Origin of the sequence: Deinococcus alpinitundrae (genome assembly GCF_009982895.1) — a bacterium.
In the GTDB taxonomy this organism is placed as follows: Bacteria; Deinococcota; Deinococci; order Deinococcales; family Deinococcaceae; genus Deinococcus; species Deinococcus alpinitundrae.
The window spans coordinates 1-272 of record NZ_WXZL01000244.1 but is presented as its reverse complement, the minus strand read 5'-3'; the positions used below and the strand labels follow the sequence as shown (position 1 = coordinate 272).

Sequence of the window (272 nt, the reverse complement as noted above, 5' to 3'; positions counted from 1 at the left end):
ATTTTTGTAAACTATAAAAACGTGCAACGTTCAATGCGTAAAAAATTACCATTTGGTATCGGTCAAATTGGTAAATCATTCCGTAATGAAATCACTCCAGGTAACTTCATTTTCAGAACAAGAGAATTTGAACAAATGGAACTTGAATTCTTCTGTAAACCTGGTGAAGAAATCGAATGGCAAAATTATTGGAAAACTTTTGCAAGTGACTGGTTAACAAGCTTAAATATGAGTAGTGAAAATATGCGTTTACGTGATCATGATGAAGATGA

General features: G+C 32.4%; 1 protein-coding gene. It reads left to right on the top strand.

From position 1 onward, the window contains the following. Nucleotides 1-272 (top strand): aminoacyl--tRNA ligase-related protein (locus tag GUI70_RS25680; protein WP_368733650.1); only part of this gene is annotated, 272 nt, incomplete at both ends.